This window comes from Paramesorhizobium deserti (assembly GCF_001558695.1).
Taxonomy (GTDB): domain Bacteria; phylum Pseudomonadota; class Alphaproteobacteria; order Rhizobiales; family Rhizobiaceae; genus Paramesorhizobium; species Paramesorhizobium deserti.
Map to the genome: position 1 here is coordinate 334770 of NZ_LNTU01000037.1, position 19776 is coordinate 354545.

The 19776-nt window shown below is 60.7% G+C and carries 19 protein-coding genes; 15 read left to right on the forward strand and 4 right to left on the reverse strand.

All coding sequences use genetic code 11. The annotated features are described in order from the left end of the window. Nucleotides 1-28 precede the first annotated feature (28 nt). The 13 genes from ATN84_RS20315 (at nucleotide 29) to ATN84_RS20370 (ending at nucleotide 13220) form a co-directional block, all read left to right on the forward strand. Nucleotides 29-493, forward strand: a complete 465-nt coding sequence (locus ATN84_RS20315; RefSeq protein WP_068884084.1) for a helix-turn-helix domain-containing protein — start codon at nucleotides 29-31, stop codon at nucleotides 491-493. 82 nt (nucleotides 494-575) lie between these two features. Then, nucleotides 576-2522 (forward strand): AfsR/SARP family transcriptional regulator, encoded by a 1947-nt coding sequence (locus tag ATN84_RS20320; protein ID WP_068884086.1) that lies wholly within the window; start codon nucleotides 576-578, stop codon nucleotides 2520-2522. A 21-nt stretch (nucleotides 2523-2543) separates the two neighbouring features. Further along, on the forward strand, nucleotides 2544-2759 hold the full coding sequence (locus ATN84_RS20325; protein WP_068884088.1) for a hypothetical protein: 216 nt from the start codon (nucleotides 2544-2546) through the stop codon (nucleotides 2757-2759). A gap of 37 nt (nucleotides 2760-2796) precedes the next feature. Then, nucleotides 2797-4014, forward strand: a complete 1218-nt coding sequence (locus tag ATN84_RS20330; RefSeq protein ID WP_068884090.1) for a YcaO-like family protein — start codon at nucleotides 2797-2799, stop codon at nucleotides 4012-4014. Beyond that, nucleotides 4011-4721, forward strand: a complete 711-nt coding sequence (locus tag ATN84_RS20335; RefSeq protein WP_068884091.1) for a TfuA-like protein — start codon at nucleotides 4011-4013, stop codon at nucleotides 4719-4721. The genes ATN84_RS20330 and ATN84_RS20335 overlap by 4 nt, the downstream gene beginning before the upstream one ends. 83 nt (nucleotides 4722-4804) lie before the next feature. Continuing rightward, nucleotides 4805-5068, forward strand: a complete 264-nt coding sequence (locus tag ATN84_RS27040; protein ID WP_153020318.1) for a hypothetical protein — start codon at nucleotides 4805-4807, stop codon at nucleotides 5066-5068. A gap of 133 nt (nucleotides 5069-5201) precedes the next feature. Further along, the gene (locus ATN84_RS20340) at nucleotides 5202-5720 is read left to right on the forward strand and encodes an OsmC family protein (protein WP_068884422.1); all 519 of its coding nucleotides are present in this window, start codon (nucleotides 5202-5204) and stop codon (nucleotides 5718-5720) included. A gap of 291 nt (nucleotides 5721-6011) precedes the next feature. After that, on the forward strand, nucleotides 6012-7001 hold the full coding sequence (locus ATN84_RS20345) for a BMP family protein (protein WP_068884092.1): 990 nt from the start codon (nucleotides 6012-6014) through the stop codon (nucleotides 6999-7001). Nucleotides 7002-7011: 10 nt separating this feature from the next. Then, entirely contained in the window at nucleotides 7012-8409 is a 1398-nt protein-coding gene (locus tag ATN84_RS20350) for an amidase (RefSeq protein WP_068884094.1), read from the forward strand. After that, a complete protein-coding gene (locus ATN84_RS20355) occupies nucleotides 8406-9926 on the forward strand; it encodes an ABC transporter ATP-binding protein (RefSeq protein ID WP_068884095.1) in 1521 nt (506 codons plus the stop codon). Before ATN84_RS20350 ends, ATN84_RS20355 begins: the two co-directional genes overlap by 4 nt. After that, nucleotides 9916-10965, forward strand: coding sequence for an ABC transporter permease (locus ATN84_RS20360; RefSeq protein WP_068884096.1), 1050 nt, complete (start codon nucleotides 9916-9918; stop codon nucleotides 10963-10965). The genes ATN84_RS20355 and ATN84_RS20360 overlap by 11 nt, the downstream gene beginning before the upstream one ends. Beyond that, on the forward strand, nucleotides 10962-11906 hold the full coding sequence (locus ATN84_RS20365; protein WP_068884098.1) for an ABC transporter permease: 945 nt from the start codon (nucleotides 10962-10964) through the stop codon (nucleotides 11904-11906). The genes ATN84_RS20360 and ATN84_RS20365 overlap by 4 nt, the downstream gene beginning before the upstream one ends. Nucleotides 11907-11930: 24 nt before the next feature. After that, nucleotides 11931-13220: an amidohydrolase family protein gene (locus tag ATN84_RS20370; RefSeq protein WP_068884100.1), complete on the forward strand. Its 1290-nt coding sequence runs from the start codon at nucleotides 11931-11933 to the stop codon at nucleotides 13218-13220. A gap of 4 nt (nucleotides 13221-13224) precedes the next feature. On the opposite strand, the gene ATN84_RS20375 is transcribed toward ATN84_RS20370, so the two are convergent. The 4 genes from ATN84_RS20375 to ATN84_RS20390 are packed head-to-tail and all read right to left on the reverse strand — an operon-like array spanning nucleotide 13225 to nucleotide 17696. After that, complete coding sequence (locus tag ATN84_RS20375; protein WP_068884102.1) at nucleotides 13225-13533, reverse strand: AtuA-related protein; 309 nt, start codon at nucleotides 13531-13533, stop codon at nucleotides 13225-13227. Next, on the reverse strand, nucleotides 13520-14866 hold the full coding sequence (locus tag ATN84_RS20380; RefSeq protein ID WP_068884104.1) for an acyclic terpene utilization AtuA family protein: 1347 nt from the start codon (nucleotides 14864-14866) through the stop codon (nucleotides 13520-13522). The genes ATN84_RS20375 and ATN84_RS20380 overlap by 14 nt, the downstream gene beginning before the upstream one ends. Further along, nucleotides 14863-16722 carry a TRAP transporter permease gene (locus ATN84_RS20385; RefSeq protein WP_068884423.1) on the reverse strand — a complete coding sequence of 620 codons (1860 nt, stop codon included), beginning with the start codon at nucleotides 16720-16722 and terminating at the stop codon, nucleotides 14863-14865. Before ATN84_RS20385 ends, ATN84_RS20380 begins: the two co-directional genes overlap by 4 nt. 11 nt (nucleotides 16723-16733) lie before the next feature. After that, on the reverse strand, nucleotides 16734-17696 hold the full coding sequence (locus ATN84_RS20390; RefSeq protein WP_068884107.1) for a TAXI family TRAP transporter solute-binding subunit: 963 nt from the start codon (nucleotides 17694-17696) through the stop codon (nucleotides 16734-16736). A gap of 95 nt (nucleotides 17697-17791) precedes the next feature. Here ATN84_RS20390 and ATN84_RS20395 point away from each other — a divergent pair, with 95 nt between their 5' ends. Continuing rightward, nucleotides 17792-18703, forward strand: a complete 912-nt coding sequence (locus ATN84_RS20395) for a LysR family transcriptional regulator (protein WP_068884109.1) — start codon at nucleotides 17792-17794, stop codon at nucleotides 18701-18703. Between the two features lie 159 nt (nucleotides 18704-18862). Continuing rightward, on the forward strand, nucleotides 18863-19660 hold the full coding sequence (locus tag ATN84_RS20400; RefSeq protein ID WP_068884112.1) for a DUF899 domain-containing protein: 798 nt from the start codon (nucleotides 18863-18865) through the stop codon (nucleotides 19658-19660). The last annotated feature ends 116 nt before the right edge of the window (nucleotides 19661-19776 follow it).

Sequence of the window (19776 nt, forward strand, 5' to 3'; positions counted from 1 at the left end):
CCTGGAAGCAAATAAGGGGAACCCATAAATGAGTGCCAAGAAAGCCAACCCGGTCGATGTCCAAGTCGGGTCGCGCATCCGGATACGCCGTCTGATGGTCAGTATGAGCCAGATGCAACTTGCATCTCATCTGGGGATCACCTTTCAGCAAGTACAGAAATACGAAAGAGGCGTGAACAGGGTCGGCGCGAGCCGTCTCATGGCTATCTCGGACGCACTTGGAGTGCAGCCGAGCTTCTTCTTCGAAAAGGACGATAGTTCGCTTTTGAGCGGTGCAAATGGCGACCGACCGAGCACCGGACAGGACACCCTCAAGGGTCTGCTGACAACAGACGGCATTTCTCTCAACAAAGCCTTTGTGAGAATACGGAATCCGGCATTGCGCCGCCATATCCTAGGGCTGGTGAAAGCGATCGCGGAGCGCGAAGAAGCCGACGTGCCGGCCGGCACCATGATCCACTCCGACAAGGATCCGCTATTGTCCTGGCAATAGTCACGTCTCGATTTTCACGAAGTCATTGATCTCGGGGATTCCTTTTTTGACGCATCTTGTCAAAATGCCCGCAGGAGACCCCATGAATTTCAGACTTGTCACATTTGGCGGACTTCGCCTGATCGATGCTTCGGGCAAGGAGGTTGCTTTCCCTCAAAAGGGCCTCCTTGCGATGTGCTGTTTGTTCGACAGCCCGGATCACGAATTGCCGAGGGAGAAACTGGCGAGATTTCTTTGGGGCGATACGCACCGTAGTACCGCCTATGTCAATCTCCGCAAATCCCTCTCCCGGATCAAGCAGAGGCAGGATGAGCTGGGCGCCCATTTCCTTGAGATCGGCCCCAAATCCATCACATTAAATGCGAAAGTGCTGGAAAGTGATTTCCAGGCCTTGTCGCATGTGGACCCGAATGCCTCGCTTGGCGGCCTCAGATCAATCGCCCAGCGACTATCCGGTGGCGAATTTCTCGAAAACGTGGAGCCAGAGAGCGCACCCGCGAGAAAGTGGATTATTCAACAGCGAGAGCGGTTGGCAGGTGAACTGCGCAGCCTCTTTTTCCAGGCTTTGCCCGAGGCTCGGCAAGAACGTGAATTTGGCCTGATCAGGAATGTCGCGCTGCGCATTCTCGCCGACAATCCTTTCGACGAACCGGCCCGCGAGGCCCTGTTCACCGCTCATGATGCGGAAAGGGAGGTGGGTGAGGAACAGCAGGATACCACTGCAGTTTCATCAACGCCCACCGCAAGGATGCTGGTCCCAGCGCAACCGATCCAGCCCCGCGTCCAGGCCGGCGCCGTCCCTGACGGACTCCGCCCCGCGGAATATTCCAGCTCATTTGGCAGGCTGGCGAAGACGCGGGCGGAAATATCCGCCGCGCTCCCCAGGCTCGCCCTGCTTCCACCGATGGTCGCGGACGGAAGTCTCGATCCAAGGGCCTCCGCCCACGCGCTCATAGAGGACATCACCATAGGGCTTTGCGCGCTAAGATCCGTCTCGGTGGTAGCACCTTATACCGCCGCGCAGATCGGCCTCCAGTCGGATAAAGCCAGCACCATAGAGCGCCACGCGATCGATTACATACTCGACTGCCGTGTCTCGCCGGAAACTTACGGCGGGACGCTCTACACGCAGCTTATCCATTTCGCCAATGACGAGATCATCTGGGCCGATCGCTTCAGCCTTGCCCCGGAGGGGCTTCTGATTGGACGCCGGGAAATCGCGATCCATATCGCCAAGGCCATAGCCCGGGAAGTCGAGCACAACCGGATGGCGCGCGAACATTTCATCAGTGACCCGCAGGCTTATCGGCTGTTCCTGCTCGGCCAGCGGAATATCAAGCAGATACAGCTGCCCAATGTGCGCCGGGCGCGTAAATTGTTCCGCCAGGCCATAACCGTGAAAGCGGATTACGCACCGGCGCTGAGCGGTATCGCACGAACGTATTTCATGGAATGGCTGCTGACGGCGCGAGGCGACAGCGAGCTTTTGACAATGGCGGAACGGTTTGCAAGACAATCCATCGCCACCGATGAACGATTGGCCTCCGGTTATCGCGAACTGGGAAATATCCGGCTTTATCAGCATGAATTCGAGGAGAGCATCGAAACGCTGGATCAGGCGGAACGCCTCAGCCCGCACTATGCCGACGTGATCGCGAGCTACGCCGACGCTCTTGCTCAAGCATCGCAGCCGGCGGATGCTCTGGAGAAGATACGGCGAAGCATCTCGCTGAACCCGCTTTGCCCCGATGATTACCTGTGGATCGCGGCCAGCGCCTGTTATTCCACAGAGCAATATGAACAGGCGCTCAGCTATATAGCACAGATGAAGGATCGTTCGCTTGCAGACCGTCTTTCTGCCGCGTGCTGGGCCATGTTAGGTGATCTGAAGAAAGCGCGGTACTTCGTCCGCAAAACTCGAGAGGCTCAACCGGATTTCGCACTCGACAAATGGATTGCCGCCGTTCCATTCAGGGATGAGTGGCAGAAAGAGCATTACCGCGAAGGTTTGCTCAAGGCTGGTTTTTGAAATCAACGAAAGGAAAACGAAATGGCGCAGGTTGTAGTATTGGGGTTGGCGGGAACTGCTGATCTCTGGCTCGTGGATTTCGATGCAGGCACGGTCACGCCGGTCCAGCCCTCGAGCGGTAGTTCGCTCGGACAGGCCGTTGATCTCCGAAATGCTGGAGCCACGATTGTCAAAGGCATCGACTTTGCAGTGAAGGCGAGTTCTGCTTCTTCAATCGCATCCGGCATTTTGGATTGATAAAAGCCCAGTTTCGTAGACGACGGCATACAACTCCATGACGGCTGAAGGCATCTCATCCGGCACCATCGAAAGATGCTATTCGGACAGGATCTACAGCCCGGAAGCCACGTTCGAAACCATCCGCCCCTATCTCGCCCCGCTGGGCGTGACGCGTCTTGCCCGGGTGACCGGGCTTGACCGCATCGGCATTCCGGTATGGAACGCCGTCGTTCCCAATTCGCGGTCGATCGTCATCAATCAGGGCAAGGGCATCAGGGATATCGACGCCAAGGTATCGGCCGCCATGGAGGCCCTGGAACGGTCTGTCGCCTGTGCTCCTGAGATCGATACCGTCACCGCGACACGAGCAAAACTCCTCGCTTCGGGAATGAGAGCCGAGCCGCTGATCTGCCTGACCGCGGCAGGGCATCAGGACTTGGGCGACGGGGAAGAAACGTCCTGGGTACAAGGCAGGGAACTCATCTCCGGCGGCGAGGTCTGGGTTCCCCTCGACGCCGCCCTGCTCGACCGCACAGTCGAAAACTGCCGCTACTGGCAGTCTTCCGATGGGCTTGCATCGGGCAATACCCTCGATGAAGCCATTTTCCACGGGGTTCTGGAGCGGATCGAGCGCGATGCCGAAACGCTATGGAAGGTCACATCCCCCACCGGACGGCTTGCCTGCTGCATTGATCCGCGTTCGCTCGCCGATCCGGTCGTCGATGATCTCTGCGCGCGGATCGAGGACGCCGGTCTTCTGATCCAGCTCTTCGATATCACGAGCGATATCGGCATTCCCTGCTTCGTGGCGATCGTCGGCCCGCGGGCGGCGGCGGGTGCGGCTCCATGCCGGTTTGTCGATGTGGCCCAGGGCAATGGCGCCCATCCGCACCCCGTGCGCGCCGCCATCCGCGCCATCACGGAAGCCGCGCAATCGCGACTGACCTTCATCAGCGGCGCGCGCGACGACATATTCCCCGAAACCTTCCTCCGCCCGCTCCCCGAAGAGACGCGCCGGTTACTGGAGGGCGAACCAAAGCCCATGGACGTTAAAAGGGAAGCCGCAACGGGTGGACTCGAACAGCTTCTGGCCCATGTGCTCGGGCGGCTGCAAAGCGCGGGCATCACCTCCGCGATCGCCCTACCACTGACGCGTGGCGAACATCCCTTCGCCGTCTGCAAGATTTTCATTCCCGAACTCGAAAACCCCGACGGCAAGCGGCGGCGACGCTTCGGCCCACGGGCCATCTCCAGAAGCTTGAGCTTCAAATGAAAATCCTCTTCGTCGGACCGACGCTTCCCGATGCCGCCGATCTGGCGGGCGAAGACATTATCGTGCGGCCTCCGGCCTGCCAGGGCGACATCCTCGAAATCGTCCGCCAGGGAGCGAACGTCATCGGCCTCATCGACGGCAATTTCGAGCAGGTCTCGCCGGTCTGGCACAAGGAAATCCTCCATGCCCTATCCCAGGGCGTGAGGATCTGCGGTGCCGCCAGCATGGGCGCATTGCGCGCCGCCGAATGCTCACCCTACGGCATGGAGGGCATCGGCGGCATTTACCGTCGGTATGAATGCGGCGAGATCCTCGACGATGCCGACGTGGCGCAACTGCACGCGCCTCGCGAGCTGCGCTACCTATCGCTTTCGGTGCCGATGGTGAACGTTACCGCCACACTTGAAAAACTGACGTCGGAGGGAATGATCGACGGCGAAGAGGCGGATGCGCTCGAAAACGCGGCGCGGCGGATCTTTTTCAAGGACAGGACCTATCAGGCGATCACCGACCGTGCCGCCGTGACCGACGCACGGCGCAAGGTGGAAATCCTCGATCTCCTCCTCGCCCGCGAGGTCAACCAGAAGCGCTTGGATGCGCTCGAACTCATGCGCTGGCTGGCTTCGACGCCGGATATTCGCGCATTTGCCCCGACGGATTGGTCCTTCAATTCGACCAGCATGTGGAAAACGGTCTTTGATAATTAAAGGTAGTATCTGCCGGAGCACCTATCTTTCAAGGTGTGTCACGGTCATGTCACGCGCACATTGAGCCTCTTCGCGCTATTTTTATGGCGATCGAAATCAGCCAGTCTGCTCACAAGGTGGAACGCGACATGGATATTACAGAAACAATGGATACATCAAAGGCATTCGCCCCAGGTCGGAGCGAAGACGAATTGAGAGAGCTGATGGCCCTGGCCCGGCTTCTCACATTTGCCCAAGGTACGGCAAAAACCCTCAACGCCGGTTTCGTCGAATATTGTCTCGATATGGCCGTGAGCGGCATTCTCGAGGAACTGCACAGCAACGACAAGTTCAAGCTGCGCAACTGAGATCCTCGTCGCGCAAGAAGCCCAGGACTCGCCTCCCCACCCGGCACATTGTAAGATGTGTCGGGGCGCGAACACCGTTGGCCTGGCGCACGTGCCGCCCCGGAACAGTCGCGCATCGAGGAAGAGCATGACGATGGATGCCGCCACGTTACGCGCCATACAGGCGCCGATCAAGGACCGCTACCGGTCCGACCCCGAGGCGGCATGCTTCACGCTTCGCGCTAATGGTACCCTCGATGGCGAAGGAATTGCCTGCAAGGTGGAAACCGGACGCGCGCTCGCGGTGGCGGGCCTGCATCCGGCAACCGGCGGCACTGGCCTGGAGCTCTGTTCGGGCGACATGCTTCTGGAAGCGCTCGTGGCCTGCGCCGGAGTTACGTTGAAAGCCGTTGCAACCGCACTCGAGATCCCGCTCAGGTCCGGCGCCGTCTCGGCCGAAGGCGACCTTGACTTTCGCGGCACGCTGGGCGTCGCCAAGGACGCACCCGTCGGTTTCGCGCAGATCCGCCTTGTCTTCGCAGTGGAAACGGATGCGCCGCAGGAGAAGCTCGATCAACTCCTCAAGCTCACGGAACGCTATTGCGTCGTCTACCAGACCATCCGCAACGGGCCACCGGTGGAAGTGATGCTGCGCCGGGATATCGAAGGCTGAGGACCCGAAGCTCACCACACGAGCCATCTTCGCGTTTCTAGAATTCTGAAAGGCGAAACCAGCCGCGCCGCGGTATGAAGTCTGGTCCATGCCAGATGGAAAAATTCCTGGAAGCAAGTCTATCCGGCTCCCGCCTTTTCCGTATGAGCCCGCCGCTGTCCGGACGCATCTCCACGGGATAAACCCCTATCTTCGGAACATCTGAAATGCTTCCTTTTTAACCCGAATGGTTGCTTGACACTTTTTTGGGCGGCCCATAAACAATAGCGAACCAAAAGGGGAACTTTCCAAATGACAAATCGCTTGATGATCTCCCGGCGCGCGATCCTGGGATCCGGCCTCGCTCTGGCTGCGAGCAGCAGTTTCGCACCCTTCGTACGTGCAGCCGCACCGATAAAGGTGGCGGGCATTCACGGCTCCCCGGTGGAGAATGCGTGGAACTCCGTGCTCCACAAGGCCCTGCAGGAAGCAGCGGCCGAGGGCGCGATCGAATATGTCTTTTCCGAAGGTGTTTCGGGGACGGACTACCCCCGCGCCATGAGCGAATATGCCGAACAGGGCGCCAAGCTTGTCATCGGAGAAACGTTCCCTGTCGAAAAGCAGGCCCGGCAGGTAGCTGCCGATTATCCCGAGACTGCCTTCGTCATGGGCTCCAGCGGCAAGGAAGCCGGTGATAATTTCGGCGTGTTCGGCACGTGGAATTTCGACGGCGCCTATCTGGCCGGCATGCTCGCCGGAAAGATGACGAAATCGAATGTCGTCGGTTCGGTCGGCGCCATGCCCATCCCCGAAGTCAACATGCTGATCAACGCCTTCGCGGCGGGCGTGAAATCGGTCAACCCCGATGCAAAGCACCTCGTCACCTTCATCGGCACCTTCTTCGATCCGCCGAAGGCGCGTGAAGCAGGTCTTGCCCAGATCGACGCCGGCGCCGATATCCTCTTCGGCGAACGCATCGGTACGGCGGATGCCGCCAAGGAGCGCGGCATCAAATCCGTGGGATCGCTGATCGACTACACACCGCGCTATCCCGACACCGTGTTCGCCAATGCCCTGTGGAACTTCCGGCCGATCTTGAATGCCGCGTTGGTGGACGTTGCGGCGGGAAAACCCACCGGGCGCGACTACACCGCCTATGGATTGATGAAGGAAGGTGGCAGCGACATTGTCTATGTAAAGGGCGTGGCTCCAGCTGAAGCCGAAGCAGCAATGGAGGCGAAGCGCGCCGAGATCAAGGCAGGTGCGTTCGAAGTGCCGAGAACCATGGACGAGCCAAAGTAAATCGCTTGTCATGCAAGGTGATGCAACAGCGCTGGCTCAGGCGATCCGACGCGGACGGCTGAGCAGCGTTCAGGCGATGCAGGCGTCGCTCGAAGCCTGCAATCGGTTCTCGTCGCTCGGAGCGATCGCTTATCTCGACGCGGAAAAAGGAATGCAGGCCGCGCAGGCCATCGATGTAGACCCGCTTCGAGCGGCATTGTCGTTTATCGGCGTGCCGATGCTCGCCAAGGATCTCGGCGCACCGTTTCAAGGTTTTCCTGCCACCGCCGGCTCGCATGCCCTCCCCCGGCAGGGAGGCGAGGTCGATTCAGACCTGGCGCACCGTTTCCGTAAATCCGGCTTTTGCGTCTTCGGCCTGACGACCGTACCCGAATTCGGTCTTTCACTGGCAAGCGAGCCGAAGGCAGGCGCGGTCTGCCGTAACCCGCTGAACCCGGCCTTGACCCCTGGTGGCTCATCCGGCGGTGCGGCCGCTGCGGTGGCAGCGGGTATCGTCGCCATCGCGCACGCCACGGACGCCGGAGGCTCGATCAGGGTGCCTGCCGCCTGCTGCGGACTTGTCGGACTGAAGCCGAGCCGCGGTGCCATGCCCGCCGGTCCCGATTTCGGCAATCATCTTGGCGGCATTGCGAGTGAATTCGTTCTCTGCCGTTCCACGCGGGACGCGGCAGCAGCATTCACCGCTCTGTCCGGCGAGGCACGAGGGCCGTTTCCGCCAGTGGAGCAGGCTCCTCCACCAGAGCGCAAGCTGCGTATTGGCGTACTTCTCGATACCGGGTCGAAGCATCCGACCGATGCGACGAGGCTCGCTGTCGTCGAAGCGGCCGGCCGCGTGCTGGAGCGTGACGGCCACCGGATCGTGCCGATCGAATGGCAGGCGCTCGACGGGCCTGTAGCCGCCAGCGCGCAGGTCTTTGGCGATATTATCTGTGTCAACCTGGTAGAAGCAGCAGCCAGCTTCGGCCTTGATCTCAGCTTGCTGGAGGGCGTGACGCAGGCCGCGGCGGAGCGTGGCCGGCAAATGCCGGCCACGGATATCTGGGCCAGCCTGAATGCAATGGTTCTCGTGAGCCGCGACCTCTGGCGCATTTTCGACGGGATCGACTGTCTTCTTACGCCCATCCTTTCATCAGCGCCCCTGCCGACCGGCTCGTTTCCGACCGATCATTCGGACATCGATCTCCATCTGGACCGCATGGCGGCCTTCGCGCCGCTTGCTTCGCTTGCCAATATCTCGGGGTTCCCCGCCCTGACGCTCGCCTTCGGCGCCGATGCCGATGGCATGCCCTTGCCGGTACAGATCATGGCCCCCATGGGACAGGACCGGCTTTTGCTGCAGCTCGCCGAACGTCTCGAACGCGAAGAGCGTTGGCGACACCGCTACCCCGTTGCAGGGCTCCTCCAATGACGGTTCCAATTCTGGAAATTTCCGGCGTCAGCAAAACCTTCGGCGCCAATCATGCCAATGACGATATATCGATGTCGCTCGCCAAGGGAGAGATCGTGGCCCTCCTCGGCGAGAACGGTGCCGGCAAGACCACGCTGATGAATATCCTGTTCGGCCACTATCTTGCCGACGCGGGCAAGGTTCTTGTCGACGGGCAGGAATTGCCGCCGGGCAAGCCGCGCGAGGCGATCCGTGCGGGCATCGGCATGGTGCACCAGCACTTTTCCCTGGCGCCCAATCTCACCGTCCTGGAAAATGTGATGACCGGTACCGAGCCGCTATGGTTACTGAAATCAGGCGTAAACGCCGCACGCGGCAAGCTCACGGCGATCTCGGAGCGTTTTGGATTGAGGATCGATCCGGACGCACGCGTCGGCGATCTTACGGTCGGCGAGCAGCAGCGGGTCGAGATACTGAAGGCGCTTTATAACGATGCCCGCATTCTCGTTCTCGACGAGCCGACCGCGGTGCTGACCAATATCGAGGCCGAGCGCCTTTTCATCACCTTGAAGGAAATGGCGCAAAACGGCCTTTCGCTTATCTTCATCTCACACAAGCTGGACGAGGTCATGGCGGCGGCCGACCGGATCGTCGTCCTGCGCGGCGGCAGGAAAGTAGCCGAACGCAAGGCCAGCGAAACCAATAAGGCGGAACTTGCTGAATTGATGGTTGGCCATCGCGTGAAACGGCCGATCCGCACGCCGTCGGCACCGGGCGACGTCGTGTTCGAGGCCATCGACGTGACGGTTCGCACGGGCGGTGTCGATCGGCTGAAATCGGTGAACTTTCATCTGCGAGCCGGCGAGGTGCTCGGCATCATCGGCGTTTCAGGCAACGGTCAGACCATGCTCGCTAAACTCCTGTCGGGGACGGTTCACCGCAGTGAGGGAGAAATGTTGCTGTTCGGCAAGGCGATCGGCGATCTCTCCGTAGCCGAGGCGATCGCGGCAGGCATTGGCCGGATTCCCGAAGACCGCAATCATGAAGGCGCAATCGGCGAAATGGCCATTTGGGAAAACGCAATACTGGAACGATTGCCATCCTTTTCGAAGCACGGGCTCGTCGATCGCAAGGCCGGCCAGGAATTCGCCCGCTCAGTGATCGAAGCGTTCGACGTACGCGGCGGAACCCCCACCAGCAGGACCCGGCTGCTGTCCGGCGGCAACATGCAGAAGCTGATTCTGGGTCGCAACCTGATCAATCGGCCGCGCATACTTGTCGCCGCTCAACCGGCGCGCGGCCTTGACGAAGGAGCGGTTGCCGCGGTCCACGAACGTATCCTGGAGGCCAGGAACAAGGGGACGGCCGTTCTCCTGATCTCGGAGGATCTGGACGAGGTCATGGCACTTGCCGATCGCGTCCAGGCAATCGTCGGAGGACGATTGTCGCCATCACTCACCGCCGAAGAAGCCGACGCCCGCACGCTCGGCCTGATGATGGCGGGAGAATGGAAGGCGGAGGCCGTCAATGCGCTTTGAACGACGCGAACATCGGTCACCAACGCTTATTGTGGCTGCGCCTTTGCTGGCGGTTCTCATCGCGCTTGCGCTGGCCGGTGTTCTGATCGCCATTGCCGGCGCTCCGGTGCCGGAAGCCTATTGGCACATCCTGACCGGCGCCTTCGGCTCTCGCCTTTCGGCGACCGAGACACTGACCCGCGCCGCGCCGCTGATACTGACGGGGCTGGCCGCGGCGGTCGCCTTCCGGGCCCGTCTCTGGAATATTGGCGGCGAGGGACAGTTTTATCTCGGTGCGATTACGGTCGCTGGCGCCAGCGCCCACCTTTTGGGCGGACTGCCATCCCTGGTGCAGATCCCGCTCCTGCTGGTCCTCGGCGCCATGGCCGGAATGGTGCTTCTGCTCGTGCCTCTGTGGCTGCGGCTTCGCTTCTCCGTCGACGAAGTCGTCACGACATTGCTGTTGAACTTCGTCGCGTTGCTTTTCGTCTCTTTGCTGATCGATACTGTCCTGAAAGACCCCCTGGCCTTCGGATGGCCGCAGTCGGAATCCGTCGCCGATGCCGCGATGCTGCCCAAGCTTCTTGCGCGCTCGCGTTTGCATATCGGCATCATCATCGCTGTCGTTCTGGCGATCCTCGTTCACCTCGTGCAATCGCGCACGGCGTTCGGCATGCAATCCCGCGCGGCTGGCCTCAACCCCTCGGGGGCGGCTTTTGCCGGCGTGCCACTCGGTATCACGCTCGTTAAGGTTGCCTGCATCTCGGGCGGGCTTGCCGGCGTTGCCGGGGCCATCGAAGTGATGGGCGTGCAGGGTTATGTGACGACGAACCTGTCCCCCGGCTACGGCTATTCGGGAATTGTCGTCGCCATGCTTGCCAATCTCAACCCGCTCGGCGTGGTGCTGGCAGCACTTTTCGCGGCGACCATGTTCGTCGGTGCCGACAGCATGAGCCGCAGCATGGGCATTCCCACCTATATAGCCGACGTGACGGTCGCGCTTTCTCTGCTGTCGATGCTGATCGCTTTATTCTTCACCCAATACAGGATAGCTCGATGATCGCGCTTTTCGACATTCTGGCCTCAGCGGGCTTGTGGGCGGCCGTGCTTCGTATCGCAACCCCTCTGCTATTCGGAACGTTGGGTGCGCTGGTTTGTGAACGCGCAGGTGTTCTGAACCTCGGGATCGAAGGTATCATGACCTTTGGTGCGATGATCGGCTGGTATTCGGTCTATAGCGGGGCTGACCTTTGGACCGGCTTTCTCATCGCGGCTCTTGCCGGCGGCATTTTCGGGCTGCTGCATGCAGTCCTGACAGTGACGCTGGGCCTGTCGCAGCACGTCACCGGCCTGGGTGTGACATTATTCGCCTCAAGCTTTGCCTATTATATCTTCCGGCTGTTCGTGCCGGTGGCCGGCACGCCACCAACCATCGAGCCCTTTCAGCCGATTGACATTCCCGGCCTCTCCTCCCTGCCCTTTATCGGCCCTGCCTTTTTCTCGCAAACCCCGCCCACCTATCTTGCGGTCGCCCTGGCGCTGATCCTGGCCTATTTCCTGTTTCGCACGCCGCTTGGCCTAGCTATGCGGATGACCGGCGAGAACCCACATGCTGCAGAGGCTCAGGGGATCAACCCCATGATCGTTCGCTACGGCGCGCTGATCTTCGGCAGCGCGCTCATGGGCATGGCGGGGGCATTTCTGACCCTGTCGGCCTTTAACAGCTTCTTTCCGACCATGGTCCAGGGACGCGGATGGATCTGCATTGCCCTCGTCGTCTTTTCGTCCTGGCGACCCGGCCGGGCTCTTTTGGGCGCCCTGCTCTTCGCCTTCTTCGACGGCTTCCAATTACGGTTGCAGACGGCGCTGAGCGGCGTTATTCCCTACCAGATCTTCCTGATGATCCCCTACATACTTTCCATTGCGGCCCTTGCCGTCATGGCACGACGAGCCAGAGTTCCCCAGGCGCTCATGCAGCCCTACCGCCGCGGCGAGCGCTGATCATTTTCATTGCGAGAGGCCATTATGTTCGATCTCATCATCCGCAACGGCAACCTGCCTGATGGGCGCAAGGGTTTCGATATCGGCGTTTCAGGCGGCAAGATCACTGCGGTGGAAAAGACGATTGCAGCCGAAGCGGGCGAGGAAGTCGATGCGACTGGCCGGCTGGTCAGTCCGCCATTCTGCGATCCGCATTTTCACATGGACGCGACGCTCTCACTCGGCATTCCGCGCATGAACGTCTCCGGCACGCTGCTGGAAGGCATCGCCCTATGGGGCGAGTTGCGCCCACTGCTGACCAGGGAAGCTCTGGTCGAGCGCGCTCTGCGCTATTGCGACCTCGCGGTCACCCAGGGGTTGCTCTACATCCGCAGCCATGTCGATACGTCCGATCCGCGCCTCGTGACGGCCGAGGCGTTGCTCGAGGTCCGCGAAAAGGTAGCGCCCTATATCGACCTTCAACTCGTGGCCTTCCCGCAGGACGGCTATTTCCGGGCGCCGGAGGGGGCCGCCTCGCTGGAGCGCGCGCTCGACATGGGGATCGATATCGTCGGAGGCATCCCGCATTTCGAGCGCACCATGGACGAAGGTCGCCGCTCGGTCGAGGCGCTTTGCCGGATTGCCGCCGATCGTGGACTGCCGGTCGACATGCACTGCGACGAGACGGACGATCCGCTTTCCCGCCATATCGAAACGCTCGCAGCCGAGACGATCCGTTTCGGTTTGCAGGGCCGGGTGGCGGGATCGCACCTGACATCGATGCATTCGATGGACAATTACTACGTCTCGAAACTCATCCCCCTGATGGCAGAAGCCGAGATCAACGTCATACCCAATCCACTGATCAACATCATGCTGCAGGGCCGGCACGATACCTATCCCAAGCGCAGAGGCATGACGCGCGTACGCGAATTGATGGCGGCCGGCCTCAATGTCTCCTTCGGTCAGGACTGCATGATGGACCCCTGGTATTCCATGGGGTCGGCCGATATGCTCGAGGTCGGGCATATGGCGATCCATCTAGCGCAGATGGGCGGAATAGAAGACAAACGGAAGATCTTCGATGCTCTGACCGTCAATTCGGCCAAAACCATGGGCTTGACGGGCTATGGTCTCGATGTTGGCTGCAAGGCCGATCTCATCGTGCTGCAGGCGGAAGATATTCTGGAAGCCCTGCGCCTGAAGCCAAACCGGCTTTTCGTCCTGAAGGGCGGGGAAATTGTTGCGAGAACCGCACCCCGCATCGGCGAGCTGTTTGTGAAGGACAGGCCATCATCCATTGACAGCGGTCGCGATTTCGTACCCCGATATTAGGCCGTCATTTGGGGCAAATCTCCATCTCAAGCAGCACGGACGCCAAGCATTTCCCGTGCGCGTCGAGCGCAAGCGATCGCGTTACGCCGCCCGTTAGAGCGCCACGAATAACGAAATTAAGTGCGCAGAGCTGCGGCAAAGCGTACCGCGTTATCTCCCCGCCGAGTGCCTCTTTGAAATGAGCGGTGACCCGATCCGACGTGATCTCGCGTTCGATCAATGGCCAGTCCGCGGCACGGTAGGCAATCACCGAAATGTTCGAGATATCACCCTTATCTCCCGTTCGGGCATGAACAAGTTCATGCAGTCTCATCTTGCGCCTCCATCAACTCGACCATGGTCGGAACCTCTGCAGCGGGGATGAGCGTCGAAGCGATTGCAATGATTTCCCGAACTGACCTGGTTACGCCACCGCCCCCGGCGGGCCCATTCAGATAGAGGCTCTCCACCTCTTCCGCGACTCGCTGGGCGGTCTCGCTATCCCTGCAGCGTGTGGCATAACGCAGCCGGATTTCCGCGGGCTCACAAACCCCACTTACCCGGCGCGATGCCACGGAATTGCAGCCGATCAGATCGGCGCGATCCTCCAGGATCCCATCCCCGGCATCCGCCAGTCTTTCGCGCAGAAGTTCGACCGCGAGATGTCCGCGCGCGACGCAATTGGCGCCTGCATAGGAGATCTGCCCCTCGCCCACCCAGCCGTCGCGATAACCAACCGAGACCTTGAATTTGCCCGAGGCGGGGGCGCCTTTCGCGCCCGAAATCAGCACACGATCCGATCCGATCTCATCCAAGGTCACTCCCGAGAAGTCGGCTATAACGTCCGGTTGCAGATAATTCGCCGGGTCATGTATCTCATAGAGCAGTTGTTCGGTACAGGTCGCCCGCGTCACCATGCCGCCAGTGCCAGGCAGCTTGGTGACGACTGCATTTCCATCGTCCGAGACTTCCGCCAGAGGAAATCCGACGTGAGCAAGCCCCGGCACGTGCTTGACCCCTGGATCGGCGAAATAGCCGCCCGTGATCTGCGCCGAACATTCCAGCAAGTGCCCGACCAGCGTTCCCTGCCCCAGCCGGGTCCAGTCGTCCATCGCCCAGCCGAAGCTGTGAACCAAAGGCGCAAGAAATAGCGCCGGATCCGATGCGCGCCCGCAGATAACCACGTCCGCACCTCTATCAAGCGCTTCGACAATACCGGAGACGCCGATATAGGCATTGGCGGAGACAAGCCGGTCACCGAGTGCGCTGGCCGGGGCCCCGGTCTCATCCAGAACGTGGCCACCGATGCGATCCAGAACATCGTCGCCAAGAACGGCCGCGATCCTCAGCCCCGTCAGACCGAGCGCGCGGGCGACCGCGCGAACCCGCTCCGCCCCGGCATGTGGGTTGGCTGCGCCCATATTGGTCACGATACGCGTCCCGGCTTTCGCGCAGAGCGGCAAGACCGCCCTCATCCGGCGCTCCAGAAGCGGATCATAACCGCGTGCCGGATCCAGAAGCCGGGCCTGCTGCGCCAAGGCTATCGTCCGTTCCGCCAGACATTCAAAGACCAGGAAGTCCAGCTCTCCACGTTCCGCGAGATCCACTGCCGGAGCGATCCGGTCACCCTGGAAGCCTGCACCGGCTCCAATCCTCACGACCTTCATGCCAGAACCTTCTGCCGTACCCGTCCCGTGCCGCGCGCAACGAGGAAGATTGCCAAAGCGATAAAGGGGGTTATCGGCTGTGGATATATCGCCAGACCGATGACTACGATTAAAATCGCCACGTCCAGAGCGCGTCTTCCCGTCAACCTTACGCCCGACAGAAGTGCCGGCACCGCGAGCACCAGCGCGAGCCCGGCTGTCACCGCCTCAAGGACAGCGAGCACGCCGCCATTGAGTGTCATGCCGGGATAGAGCAGCAGGAGGAAAGGCACGATATAAGTCACCGCGCCAAGACGCACGGCCTCCCCCGCCGCAGGCAGCCAGTTGGTCCTGGCGATACCCGAGGCCACGAAAACCGCGACACAGACGGGCGGCGTGATGACCGAGATGGTCGCGAAGTAAAACACAAAGAGATGCGATACGAGCGGGTCGATTCCGACCGCTGTCATGGCCGGCGCCAACACGGCGGCGACCAGGACATAGGCCGCTGTCGTCGGCAGCCCCATCCCCATGATCAGACAGACCGCGCCGACAATCACCGAGACGAGGATGGTCGAATCTCCCGCCAGTGCAACGATCAGCGAGGAGAGGGTGACGCCAATACCCGTGAGGTTGATCATCGATACCAGCACCTGGGCACCGGCCAGGAGCACGCCGATGATCACCATGCCTTTACCGGCGTCTTCCAGACCATCGAGTACCTTGACCGCCATCTCCCGCGGCGACAACCGTCCTGCTTCAGTCGCGACGAATGCGACCAGCAGGCCCACTATGCCATAGAAGGCGGAGGTGGAAATCGAACGCCCCAGCCAGATGCCGAACCCCAGCCCCCCGAGCGCGGCGCCAATAGGCAAAACCCGACGCAGCGACAGGATATCGGACCAAGCCGGCAGTTCCTCGGCGGGTACGATGGCGAGGTTCCGGCGAAGGGCGACAAAATGCACGGTCACAAAGACCGAAACGTAAAACAGTACTGCCGGCACAATGGCGGCCAGCATGACCGTGAGATAGGGCATGCCGAGGATCTCGGCCATGACAAAGGCGGCAGCACCCATGATCGGCGGCGCGATCTGCCCACCCGTGGATGCGACCGCCTCGACCGCCGCGGCAAAGGGGCGCGGATAGCCAAGGCGGATCATCATGGGAATAGTGAAGTTGCCCGTCGTCGCGACATTCGCGACGGCCGAGCCCGAGATCATGCCGAAGAGACCGCTTGCTATTGTGGCGATCTTCGCCGCGCCTCCGGGCTGCCGTCCGCCGAGGCGCATGGCAAGATCCATGAATGCCTGTCCTCCGCCGGTATGCAGCAGCAGTGCCCCGAAAAGGACGAAGGCTGCGATCACTGTCGCGGCAACGCCGGTCAGCATGCCCCAGATACCAAGGTCACCGAGAAAAATCGTCTCGGTGACGAAGGCCATGTCAAACCCGCGGTGGCGAAGGACGCCGGGGAGCAGATCACCGAACAGGGCATAGGCCAGCCCGACCACCACCAGCATCGGAAAAATGAGCCCGACCGTGCGCCGTCCGAGTTCCAGCACCGCAAGTACAAGGCCTGCCGTCAAAGCCATATCCAGCTTGGTCGCCCACGGCAATGTCGTCATGATCGCGTCATAGTTCCATACAACGTAGCCGCAAGCTGCCACTGCCGCCGCGCTCAGGACGATGTCGACAGCCAGTCCGACCGGACGCCAGGCTGTTCTCGCACCCAACGGGTAGAGCGCGAAGCCGAGACCCGATACCAGCGCAAGGAAGATCGCACGCTGGATCAGCCCCTCGAAGGGACCGGACGCGGCGGTATAGAAAACGAAAATTCCGACAAGGATCGCCAGCAGCTTCTGGATATGCCCGAGGGCCATGGACCACATCGTCACTTGACCGGTTTCAGTTTTGCCGGAAGCTCGATACCCTGCTCCGCGAACCAGCGCGCCGCGCCAGGATGCAGCGGGACCGTACCGAACTGCACCGTCAGATCCGCCAGATTCTCGCCCTTGAGGCTGGCCAACGCGTTCGCCTGCACGGTCTTGTCCTCCATGACCGCCTTGACGATCTCATAGGCCGTCTCCTCATCCATGGTGGGGGGTGCGCCGACACCGACGCCGAAGCTCCAGGTCGTATAGGCCGGAATACCCTCCGCAGCGCCCTCGGGAATATCGACGACCGAAATGTCGGGCATATCGCTGCGCAATTTCTCCGCTTGCTCCGGCGCCAGTCCGAGGATGGTGATACCGGTCGAGGTCGCGACATCCATCGTCGAGCTGTCCAGCTTGTTGCCCGAGCCGGATTTCACATAACCGGCCACACGATTATCCTTGATCATGTCGACGATATCGGTGGTCGAGCCGCGGACATATTCGGCGCTCAGCCCCAGCGTCTTGAAAACCGCTTCAGTGGTCGATTCCGTGGCCGACCCCTTGATTCCTGGGTTGAACCGCACGCCGGCGAGCCCTTTTAAACTCTCGACACCAGCGTCGGCCCGCACCACCACATTCTGCGGCGCGCCAGTATAGACCCAAAGCAACAACAGATTCTGGGCCCTTCCCTCAAATTCGTTGGTTCCCGCCACGGCATGCTGCGCTACATTGGTCGTCACCAGCCCCAGATCCAGTTGGCCGCGCTCCATCCGGCGGATATTGTCCATCGTAGCGCCGGTCTCGACGACCGAAGCACGAAGACCTTCCGCTTTTTCATTGATCACTTTCCCAACAGCGACGAAATAGCCGTAGTGGCTGGAAGATGCTGAGGTCGAGCCTATGAGCAGGTCCTTGTCCTGCGCAAAAGCCGTGCCAACAAGCATGGTCGCGCCCAGAAGGGCGTAAAGAATGCCTTTCATATATCTCCTCCCTTGATACCCCCATTGGGAATGTCCCCGCAAGGATCGCTCATCCCCAATCTTGCAAGAAGTGCAAAGTTTCCCATAATTGTTGCATGAAACGCAATATTCCCACACTAACAGACTTCCAGGTCGTGATTTCGCTGATGCGCACCGGTTCCTTCCGCGCCGCGTCGGTGGAACTGGGGCTTTCGGCTTCAGCCGTTTCCCGCCAGATTTCAGCGCTTGAGCAGCGTCTTGGCAGCCGCCTTTTCGACCGGGATACGCGCAATGTGTCGCCAACGGCTTCCGGCCTCGCTTTTGCCCGCGTGGCGGAGCGGATGGTGAACACCGCGGAGGACGCGATGGCGGAATATCATGCCTATCTCTCGGCGAAGAACGGACGCCTGACGATCGCGGGTCTTCCATCCGTAACGGCGGGCCTGTTGCCGCGGCTGCTGCGGAGTTTTTCCGTGGAGCATCCGAATATCGATCTGCGTATCATCGATGCGCTTTCCGGCAGCGTCCTCGAGGCCGTCGAGACCGGGCTCGCCGACATCGGATTTACGGCAGGAACCGTTTCCGCCCGCAGCCGTCTGGCGTTTCAGCCCCTGATGGACGATGAGTTCGTTGCAATCGGAGCCCCTGACGGCCCCCTCGCCAAGAACCAGATCCATGATTGGGCCGATCTGGTCGAAATGCCATTCATCGCCATGGCCGAAGGCACGAGTGTCAGGGAGCTGATCGACGGCGCCTGTCAAAGAATTGGCCACACCCTTGCACCGCGTTTCGAAGTCGCCCATCTGGCCACAGCTGGCGCACTGGTCGCCGAAGGTCTTGGCATAACGGCACTGCCAACATTGACGCTTCCCGTTCTGCCAATGGAAAGACTCATCCAACGGCGGATCCGCGATTTCGGCGCCCGCCGCCGCATCGGCCTGGTCCGTCGCTCCGGTCACTCGCTGTCACCCGCAACGACGGCGTTCCTGGCGCATATCCGCAAAACCGGGCTGCTGCATTCGGGGTAACGGCACGACCGACGAAGCGATTAAAATCCCGCCACACTTGTTACTCTCACCATCCAAGGCTTCGGTGCCAGATTAGGTCATGACCAACAACGAGCGGCCGGCCGCGATGGCATAGCGCCTGAAGGCCGGAGGTTCGTCTAATCTGGAGGTGCAGTGACTATGGCTAATTCACCTGAAAACGACCGAAAAAGCGGACATTCCGCCATGCAAAAGCCCCCAATCGTTTCGCCACAGGCCTGGGAGGTTGCGCGTGAGCAGTTGCTCGTAAAGGAAAAAGCTCACACGCGGGCTCGCGATGCACTGGCCGCCGAACGCCGGCGGATGCCGTGGATGGCCGTCGAGCAGACATATACGTTCGAGGGACCATCGGGCCCGGCGAGCCTGCTCGACCTGTTCGAGGGCCGGCGTCAACTGATCGTTTATCGCGCTTTCTTCGAACCCGGAGTATTCGGCTGGCCCGATCACGCTTGCCGCGGTTGCTCCATGGTGGCCGATCAGGTGGCTCATCTCGCCCATCTGAATGCCCGCGACACTACCCTCGCATTCGTCTCGCGCGCACCGCAAGCGGACATCACGCGCCTCAAGGCGCGAATGGGTTGGGATATACCCTGGTACACAATCACCGATCACTTCGACGCTGATTTCGGTGTTGACGAGTGGCACGGCCATAATGTCTTCCTGCGCGATGGTGATCGTATATTCCGCACCTACTTCATCAACAACCGCGGCGACGAGGCATTGGGGAGCACCTGGAGCTACCTCGACATCACTCCGCTTGGCCGTCAGGAAACGTGGGAAGACTCGCCCGAGGGCTATCCCCAGACACCCACGTACAAGTGGTGGAACTGGCACGATAATTACGTCGCCGAAACCTCACCCAACCCCAAATGGGTCGAGGTTTCGGATGCCGGAGAAGCTGCCTTCCGGAACAAAGAATCAGACGTGAAGGAAGACTGAGGTCCGCAGCCGCTGGCAGCGAAAAGCCGCACCTTCAGCCGTGCTGCATCAGATCGAAGGCCAAGGTCAGGCCTTTGATCCGAAGGATGTGAAGCAAACGCCGGGACGGTGCATCC

Excerpts from the sequence above, each read along its gene's own strand:
- ATN84_RS20335 (WP_068884091.1), top strand. The coding sequence starts at position 4,011 with ATGAAAATCCTCTTCGTCGGACCGACGCTTCCCGATGCCGCCGATCTG.
- ATN84_RS20325 (WP_068884088.1), top strand. The coding sequence starts at position 2,544 with ATGGCGCAGGTTGTAGTATTGGGGTTGGCGGGAACTGCTGATCTCTGG.
- ATN84_RS20360 (WP_068884096.1), top strand. The coding sequence starts at position 9,916 with ATGCGCTTTGAACGACGCGAACATCGGTCACCAACGCTTATTGTGGCT.
- ATN84_RS20345 (WP_068884092.1), top strand. The coding sequence starts at position 6,012 with ATGACAAATCGCTTGATGATCTCCCGGCGCGCGATCCTGGGATCCGGC.
- ATN84_RS20330 (WP_068884090.1), top strand. The coding sequence starts at position 2,797 with ATGACGGCTGAAGGCATCTCATCCGGCACCATCGAAAGATGCTATTCG.
- ATN84_RS20385 (WP_068884423.1), bottom strand. The coding sequence starts at position 16,722 with ATGGCCCTCGGGCATATCCAGAAGCTGCTGGCGATCCTTGTCGGAATT.
- ATN84_RS20380 (WP_068884104.1), bottom strand. The coding sequence starts at position 14,866 with ATGAAGGTCGTGAGGATTGGAGCCGGTGCAGGCTTCCAGGGTGACCGG.
- ATN84_RS20365 (WP_068884098.1), top strand. The coding sequence starts at position 10,962 with ATGATCGCGCTTTTCGACATTCTGGCCTCAGCGGGCTTGTGGGCGGCC.
- ATN84_RS20355 (WP_068884095.1), top strand. The coding sequence starts at position 8,406 with ATGACGGTTCCAATTCTGGAAATTTCCGGCGTCAGCAAAACCTTCGGC.
- ATN84_RS20370 (WP_068884100.1), top strand. The coding sequence starts at position 11,931 with ATGTTCGATCTCATCATCCGCAACGGCAACCTGCCTGATGGGCGCAAG.
- ATN84_RS20375 (WP_068884102.1), bottom strand. The coding sequence starts at position 13,533 with ATGAGACTGCATGAACTTGTTCATGCCCGAACGGGAGATAAGGGTGAT.
- ATN84_RS20315 (WP_068884084.1), top strand. The coding sequence starts at position 29 with ATGAGTGCCAAGAAAGCCAACCCGGTCGATGTCCAAGTCGGGTCGCGC.
- ATN84_RS20320 (WP_068884086.1), top strand. The coding sequence starts at position 576 with ATGAATTTCAGACTTGTCACATTTGGCGGACTTCGCCTGATCGATGCT.
- ATN84_RS27040 (WP_153020318.1), top strand. The coding sequence starts at position 4,805 with ATGGCGATCGAAATCAGCCAGTCTGCTCACAAGGTGGAACGCGACATG.
- ATN84_RS20390 (WP_068884107.1), bottom strand. The coding sequence starts at position 17,696 with ATGAAAGGCATTCTTTACGCCCTTCTGGGCGCGACCATGCTTGTTGGC.
- ATN84_RS20340 (WP_068884422.1), top strand. The coding sequence starts at position 5,202 with ATGGATGCCGCCACGTTACGCGCCATACAGGCGCCGATCAAGGACCGC.
- ATN84_RS20400 (WP_068884112.1), top strand. The coding sequence starts at position 18,863 with ATGGCTAATTCACCTGAAAACGACCGAAAAAGCGGACATTCCGCCATG.
- ATN84_RS20350 (WP_068884094.1), top strand. The coding sequence starts at position 7,012 with ATGCAAGGTGATGCAACAGCGCTGGCTCAGGCGATCCGACGCGGACGG.
- ATN84_RS20395 (WP_068884109.1), top strand. The coding sequence starts at position 17,792 with ATGAAACGCAATATTCCCACACTAACAGACTTCCAGGTCGTGATTTCG.